Raw genomic sequence first — 6,569 nt, 5'->3', positions numbered from 1 at the left:
CTTCGGGGATGGCGTGGAGTTCGAGCTGAAAGGCGCGGATGCGTTGATCGCGTTCTTGAAGCGTGAGGAGTTTTTCGACTTCGGGCAGCACGTTGCGGGATCGTTGCGGATTCGTCCCGGCGCCGCCAGTCCGAATTTTTTCGAGAATGAAAGTTGCTCGTAATAAACGGGCTGAATAAATCTGCGCCAGCTTCGTCCATTCATCCAATGCCCGCCTTTGCCTCCTCCGTATCCCAGGCGCCACCTGCCGTGGCCACGGGCAGCCCGGATGGCGTGCGCAAGAGAGGCTACCAGCCGCAACTCGACGGGCTGCGGGGCATTGCGGTGCTTTCCGTCGTGCTGCACCACTTCGATGTGCGGCTGCCGGGAATGTTCGACTGGGGCCCGATCGGCGTCCGCATTTTTTTCCTGCTGAGCGGCTATCTCATCACGCTGTCGCTGTGGCGACTGCACGCAGATGTGAAGGAGGCGGGCGGCGGCTACTGGATGGGATTGCTCGGCTTTCATGGGCGGCGCCTGGCGAGGTTGCTGCCCGTGCTCTACGTGATGCTCGGCGTCGCGTTCGTGATGGGCCTGCCGGAGTTTCGGCGTGCGATGCTCTGGCATGCGGTCTTCGGCACGAACCTCTACGCGCTGCACGTCGGCCAATGGCCGGACGCGGCATCGCACCTTTGGTCGCTCTCCGTGCAGGAGCAGTTTTATCTCCTGTGGCCGTTTTTGATCCTGATCACACCGCGGAAATGGCTGCCGGGCGTGCTGGTCACGTTGTTCGTGGCGGGATTTGCCTTCCGGGCGGCGATCATCGAGAGCGGCGCATCGGATTTCTACCGATGGGTGATGCTGCCCGGCGTGATCGACAGTTTCGCGCTCGGGTCGCTGATCGCCTGCGTGAAGAAAGCCGGTAGGCCGCTTCCGTTCACGACGCCGGGCTGGCGATCCGTCGCGGTGGGACTGGTCGCGCTCTCCTGCTACGTTCTCGCGCGATTCATTCGGTTCGGCCCGTTCCCGGGGCCGGTGGCGGCGCTGATCGAGACGCTGGAGAATCTTTTTTTCGCCTGGCTGCTCATTCGCACGGTCGCGGGCTGGCGGGGTGTGGTCGGTGCGGTCTTCGAGAGCCGGCTGCTCGTTCATCTCGGGCGTGTCAGCTACGGCCTCTACATTTTTCACGTGCTCGTGAATGTTGCGCTGTCGCCCTGGCTGGCACGGCATGGACTGACGGTGGCCGACCACGCATTCCTCCGCTGCGCCGTGCTGCTGACGGTTTCCATTGGGATCGCGTCGATTTCCTATCATTACCTCGAGGCACCGCTGGCGGCCTGGGTGCGCCGGCGGGAGGCGTCGCTGCGAGGCGTCCGCGCCTAGGCGGGTGACCGCATTGTTGCTCGACAGGGTGGCGGCGCAAACCGACATTCTGCGGCGATGAAACGGGTCGTCCTTCTCCTTTTGGTTCTGCTGCTCCTGGCTGCCGGAGCATTCTATTGGTTCAGCCGCCAGGGGGTGACCGAAGGCGCGCAGCTCGTGCCGGCGGGAAGCGTCCTTTACGTCGCGGTGCCCGATGTCCGGCGCTCGCTCGAACGCTGGCCAAAGACCTCGCTCGCGCAGATCGGGGCCGAGCCCGCCGTGGCTGATTTTTTGAAGAAGCCGCTGGAGCTGGCGGCCTCGAAGGGCGGCCTCGAGGGGCTCGACCTGCTGTTCCGCGTGAAGCCGGGCCGGCTGTTCTTTGCCGTCACCGCGGTGCGAGAGACCGGCGGCGATCTCGTGCTTGGCTTCCAGTATTTCGGCGGGCGCAAGGACCTCGATGGCGCGATGGATCGACTTTACCGCGAGGCGGAAAAGATGGTGCCGAATGCGAAGCGCACGACAGCGGATTACCGCGGCGACCAGATCACAACCTTCGCGGAAGCGGCGCCGATCTTTTTCAGCGGCACCCATGGCTCCTGGGGCTTCCTCTCCAACAGCGAGACTGCGCTCAAGCAATCGCTCGACCGGGCGGCGGGGCGTGACAAGTCGCCTTCGCTGGCGGCGAGCGACGATTTCAAGACGGTCCTTGGCCATCTGGCGACGATGCCGGATTTTGCGTGGTTCGCGCGGCTGAAGCCCGTGGTCGACACGCTGATCACTCTCGGCGCGAAGCAATCGGCCGGCGCGATGAATACCCAGCAGCTCGCGCAGCTCGAGAAGATCAAGGCTCTCGGCGGAACGCTGCTCTTCGACGGTGCGAACCAGAAAGAGGCCACGTTCATCCTGTATCCCGATGCGCCGAAGGTGCCGGCCGTGGATCGCTCGCCGATGGCATTCACGACACCCGGGACGACCTTCTACTACAACGCGACGATGGACTGGTCGACGGTGACGAGCGACGAATACGCCGCGTCGCTGCCGCCCGCCGCCCAGGCCTTCCTCACCGGCGCGAACATCGATCTCAAGCAGCTTCCGAAAATGTTCGGCAACGATCTCGGCCTGATCGTGAACTGGCCCGCGAGTTCGATGATCCCCTCGGTGCTCGCCGTTGCCGAGGTGAAGGACCGCCATCAGGTCGAAGGCTTGCTGGAGGGCCTGATCCTCAAATCCGGCCTGCCCACGACGACGAGCGAACTGCAGGGCGCACGGATCTTTGGGCTGCCTGCCGGGAAGATTCAGCTCGTCGACCCCGCGGTCGCGGTCAGCGACAAGTTCGTCTTCGCGGCCCTGAGCGCCTCGGAACTCGAGCGCGCGCTCTCGGTGGCGCCCGGCTCGGCCACGCTCGAGAGCGGCGAGGCCTTCAAGCCCGCGCTGGCCGCCTACAAGGCCGACGGACAGGCCTTTGGCTATCTCGATAGCAAGGCGCTGTTCGAGGGCATCTACAACCGCGTGCGCCCGATCGCGATTTTTGCCGGTGCAATGTCGGCGGATGTCGGCCGCTTCGTCGACGTGGACAAGCTTCCCGAAACCGAAGTGATCAGCCGGCATCTTTCGGCGATCGTCTACGCGAATCGCCAGCTCGCGGACGGCTGGTTGATCGAGAGCTCCGGCCCGATCACGCTCAGTCAGGCCTTCTTCGGCGGGGCGGTGGGCGCCTCGGCGACCTACATGTCCCAGGCGCTCAAGAATCCCCAGCCGTAGCGGCCGTCGGCCGGGTCAGTGGGACGAAGTGGAACCACTGGCTCGGGCAGCGCCGAATCACGGGCGCGAAGACGTCCGCGAGGCGCTGGCAATTGCGCTGGAGCATGGCCGCCGTGTCGCCGCGTTCGCCGCGCTCGACGAAAAACGGCTCGTGCGCCTCGACGCGATACGTGCCGTCGGCGAGCCGCTCGGTCGTGACCGGCAGCACCGGGCACTGGCGCGCCATGGCGAGCAGAAGGATGGCGCCGGAGAATTCCGCCGTGCCGCCGGGCAGCGTGACGGGCGAGGTCTTCGAGGAATTCGGACGATCCACCAGCGCGGCGACGAAACGGCCGGCGTCGAGATGCCGGGCGACCTCGAGGAAGATGAACTGATCCTCGCCGCTGCCGATTTCCACGGTCTCCACGCCCCAGCGGGCGCGGTAGGCGGCGCGCCAAGCGGTGAGCGCGGGAGTGCTCTCGGGCGCGGTGAGCGCGACGATGTTGAAGCCGTTGGCGTGGGCCGCGGCCCCGCCGAGTTCGAAGAAACTGAGATGGGGGGTGAGGAGCAGGCCCCCGCGACCGAGCTGGCGCACCGTCTCGAAATGCTCGAAGCCGATGTGCTCGGAGACGAGCTTCAACGCGTCTTCGGCAGAGCGGCCGGCGAGGTGGAAGTAGTCACCCATCGTGCGGCCGAAATCCCGAAAGACCGAGCGGGCCAGCTCCGGCGAGACGCCGTCGGGTTCGATGAGGGCGAGGTTGCGCTGGACGACGGTGACGCGTTCGGGCTGGAGCCGTGCATACAAGAGCGAGATCGAGCTGCCGATGAACTGCGCGACGCTTCGCGGCACGAGACGACCGACGAAGGCCCCGAAGGCATACCCGCTCCCGGCGTGAAAGAACGGGAACCGTCCGGCGGGGGCGTTCCCTTCTGCACGGCTCATGATCGAGAATCACTCCGTTCGGGGGAGCCGGAAAAGGTCGAAATGCGCGGGGCCACGGGCAGCCAGCGCTGGAGCCGGGCGAGGAAATAGAAGGCCTCGAGGCGCCAGCGGAGACGGAAGGGCAGCTCGGTGTTGCCGCCGACGACCGCCGCAACGGCGCTCGGAATTTCGAGCACGGGCTGGGGGTCCATCAGCAGCTCGAAGCCGGCATCGTCGTAGAAGGTCTCGATCATTCGCACGTAGACGTTCATCATGCGGGTGGCCTCGCGGGTGTAATTCCGGCGGGCGGCGGGGGAGAGCGCGCGATCGGGCCGGGAGGCAATGAGACGGGCAGCGCTGCGGCCGGACTTCAGGGCAATCATCACACCGGAGGAAAAAATGGGGTCGACGAAGCCGGCGGCGTCGCCGGTGAGCAGAATGCGGGGGTGCGGCGCGAAGGTGCCGTGGCGGAAGCTGTAATCGCCGGTCGTGCGGAAGTCGCCAAGGCGCTCGGCCGCCTGCATGCGGGAGGCGAGACCGGCGTTCGCGGCGACGGCGTCGGTGAAACTTTGGCCGGGGGAGCGCCCGGTCGCCTTGAAATCGGCGGTGCGCTGGACGTGACCGACGGACGTTCTTTCCGCGTCGAGGGGAATGAACCAGAACCAGCCATCGCGCAGTCGCGAGATGGTGATGCTGCCGGCGGCCGGCCCTTCGTGGCGACCAACGCCGCGAAAGTGCGCGTAGGTGGCAATGCGGACCGAGGCCTGGGTGGGAAGCCGGGGAATGCCGAGGGTGCGGCCCACGAGGGCGTCGCGGCCGGTGGCGTCGATCAACCAGCGCGCGCGCACTTCCCGCCGGACGCCGGCTTCGTCGCAGGTGATGACGACGTGGTCGGGATGCGGCTGGATGCCGACGACCGGGCAGGCCTGGCGGACCGTGCAACCAACGCTGGCGGCGTGATCGAGGAGCAATTCGTCGAACTTTGCGCGGTCGACCTGGAAGGTGCTCGCGTAGGCGGGACCGAGCCGGTTCTCGAACCAGAATTGCAATTGGCGTCCGCCGTCGGCGGTGCAGAATTCGGCGCCAGGCTTCGGCATGAACTGGCCGGAGGCAGCGACTTTGTCCCACACGCCCATCTCGCGCAGGAGGTCGTTCCCGTAGGGCAGGAGCGACTCGCCGATTCGAAAGCGCGGAAACCGGTCCTTCTCGAGAATGAGAACCCGGAGGCCGGCGCGGGCGAGGAACGTGCCGGCGGCGCTGCCCCCGGGGCCCCCTCCGGCGATGACGACATCAAAGGTTTCCATCGCGACGAGGTGGATCTACTGGGGCGCCTGTCGGCCGATCCAGTCGCGGAGAGCCCCCAGACTATGCAGGGCCTCACGGGCAACAGTGGCATCCTTGATCGACACGCCGTAGGATTTTTCGACTGCGACGGCGAGCTGCAGGGCATCGATGGAATCAAGACCCAGACCGGTAGGCTCGAACAGCGGCGCCGTCTCCGAGATTTCGTCGGGCGACATCCGCAGCATGCAGTTTTCGATGAGGAGCTGCTTGAGATCGGTGAGATTTACTTCCATGTGAAACTGAAGGGCAGGTTCCTTACCGGGCCTCGGCAAATACTGCAAGCTGCGGGCAGCCCGAAGATCGCAGACGCAGGGTGGCGACCTGATGATGCAGGCCCCAGACTGGCACCCAGAGGGCGGTGCCGGCGGGTTGATCGCGGAGCGTGAGGAGCCCTTGCAGCGTGTGCCAGCCGGCGGAGGCGGTGAAGGCGTGGCCGAGGCTGGAGGACGGGAGCGCCCCCGCGGAATCGACGAGCGACTGCATCCACGTGCCGCCGGCGGTGGCAGCTACCGGGGCGTCGGCCATCGCGGCGCGGCATTGGGCGATGGCGTTCCGCGCCGAGGCGGCCGAGCGGTAGGAGAAGGGCGGGGTGAGGCGGTCGATGGTGATGGCGGGTTCCTCGCTGGGACGGGCGACCAGCAAAGCGGCGGCGCCTTCGGAGGGAATGAAGCCGTCCTTCAGCCAGCCGGCGGAGTCGTAGGCCTCCAGCGCGGAGACGTCGAGCTCCTCGCCACCGACGACGAGCACGGCATCGACCTGATCGAGGTCCAGCCAGATGGAGGCGATTTCGAGCGCGGAGACCCAGGCAGAATCGTCGCCGACCATCGCGTAGCAGGCGCCATCGACGCCGAAGAGATTTGCGAGATGGCTGAGCGAGGAATTGTAAACGGTCTCGGGAAAGAGCGCGGGACTCGCGAACGAGGGGCCGCGCGCGATCACGGGCTCGAAGAAGCGACGGGAGAAATGGCAGGGGCCGGTGAAAAACGCGCCGACGATGCCGAGGCGCTTCGGCCGGCGATCGCCGAGAGCCTGCCGGGCGGCTTCGGCCATCATGAGCGTGATCCGGCTCGCGCGGCGAAGGCGGGGCTCACGGCTCCAGGCCTGCAATGCGGATTCCTCGACGCGCAGGGCGGGAAGCGGAACATCCGGTCGGCGGAGCGAGGAGAGCGGCGAGAGGGCCAGAGGAGCGGCGGGGGTGAGTCCGGACCAGCCCGCGCCTGCC

7 protein-coding genes are annotated in these 6,569 nt (G+C 66.6%); 2 read left to right on the top strand and 5 right to left on the bottom strand.

The features are described 5' to 3' along the window. A partial coding sequence (locus tag VIM61_05400) for a hypothetical protein (GenBank protein ID HEY8899827.1) occupies positions 1-208 on the bottom strand: 208 nt, incomplete at its 3' end. On the opposite strand from VIM61_05400, the gene VIM61_05395 reads away from it, so the two are divergent. After that, positions 208-1,362: an acyltransferase gene (locus VIM61_05395; protein HEY8899826.1), complete on the top strand. Its 1,155-nt coding sequence runs from the start codon at positions 208-210 to the stop codon at positions 1,360-1,362. The two genes, VIM61_05400 and VIM61_05395, sit on opposite strands and share 1 nt — an antisense overlap. Positions 1,363-1,419: 57 nt before the next feature. Then, positions 1,420-3,102, top strand: coding sequence for a hypothetical protein (locus VIM61_05390; GenBank protein HEY8899825.1), 1,683 nt, complete (start codon positions 1,420-1,422; stop codon positions 3,100-3,102). Here the strand turns inward: VIM61_05390 and VIM61_05385 are convergent. From VIM61_05385 to VIM61_05370, 4 genes are all read right to left on the bottom strand, one after another. Then, positions 3,083-4,024 carry a hypothetical protein gene (locus VIM61_05385; GenBank protein HEY8899824.1) on the bottom strand — a complete coding sequence of 314 codons (942 nt, stop codon included), beginning with the start codon at positions 4,022-4,024 and terminating at the stop codon, positions 3,083-3,085. The two genes, VIM61_05390 and VIM61_05385, sit on opposite strands and share 20 nt — an antisense overlap. Then, positions 4,021-5,307: an NAD(P)/FAD-dependent oxidoreductase gene (locus VIM61_05380; GenBank protein ID HEY8899823.1), complete on the bottom strand. Its 1,287-nt coding sequence runs from the start codon at positions 5,305-5,307 to the stop codon at positions 4,021-4,023. The genes VIM61_05385 and VIM61_05380 overlap by 4 nt, the downstream gene beginning before the upstream one ends. Before the next feature lie 15 nt (positions 5,308-5,322). After that, the gene (locus VIM61_05375) at positions 5,323-5,580 is read right to left on the bottom strand and encodes a phosphopantetheine-binding protein (protein HEY8899822.1); all 258 of its coding nucleotides are present in this window, start codon (positions 5,578-5,580) and stop codon (positions 5,323-5,325) included. Between the two features lie 22 nt (positions 5,581-5,602). Further along, a partial coding sequence (locus VIM61_05370; protein HEY8899821.1) for a hypothetical protein occupies positions 5,603-6,569 on the bottom strand: 967 nt, incomplete at its 5' end.

This window comes from Chthoniobacterales bacterium (genome assembly GCA_036569045.1).
Taxonomy (GTDB): Bacteria; Verrucomicrobiota; Verrucomicrobiia; order Chthoniobacterales; family JAATET01; genus JAATET01.
Note: the sequence above shows the minus strand (reverse complement) of the source record. Positions and strands in the feature narration are given on the sequence as shown.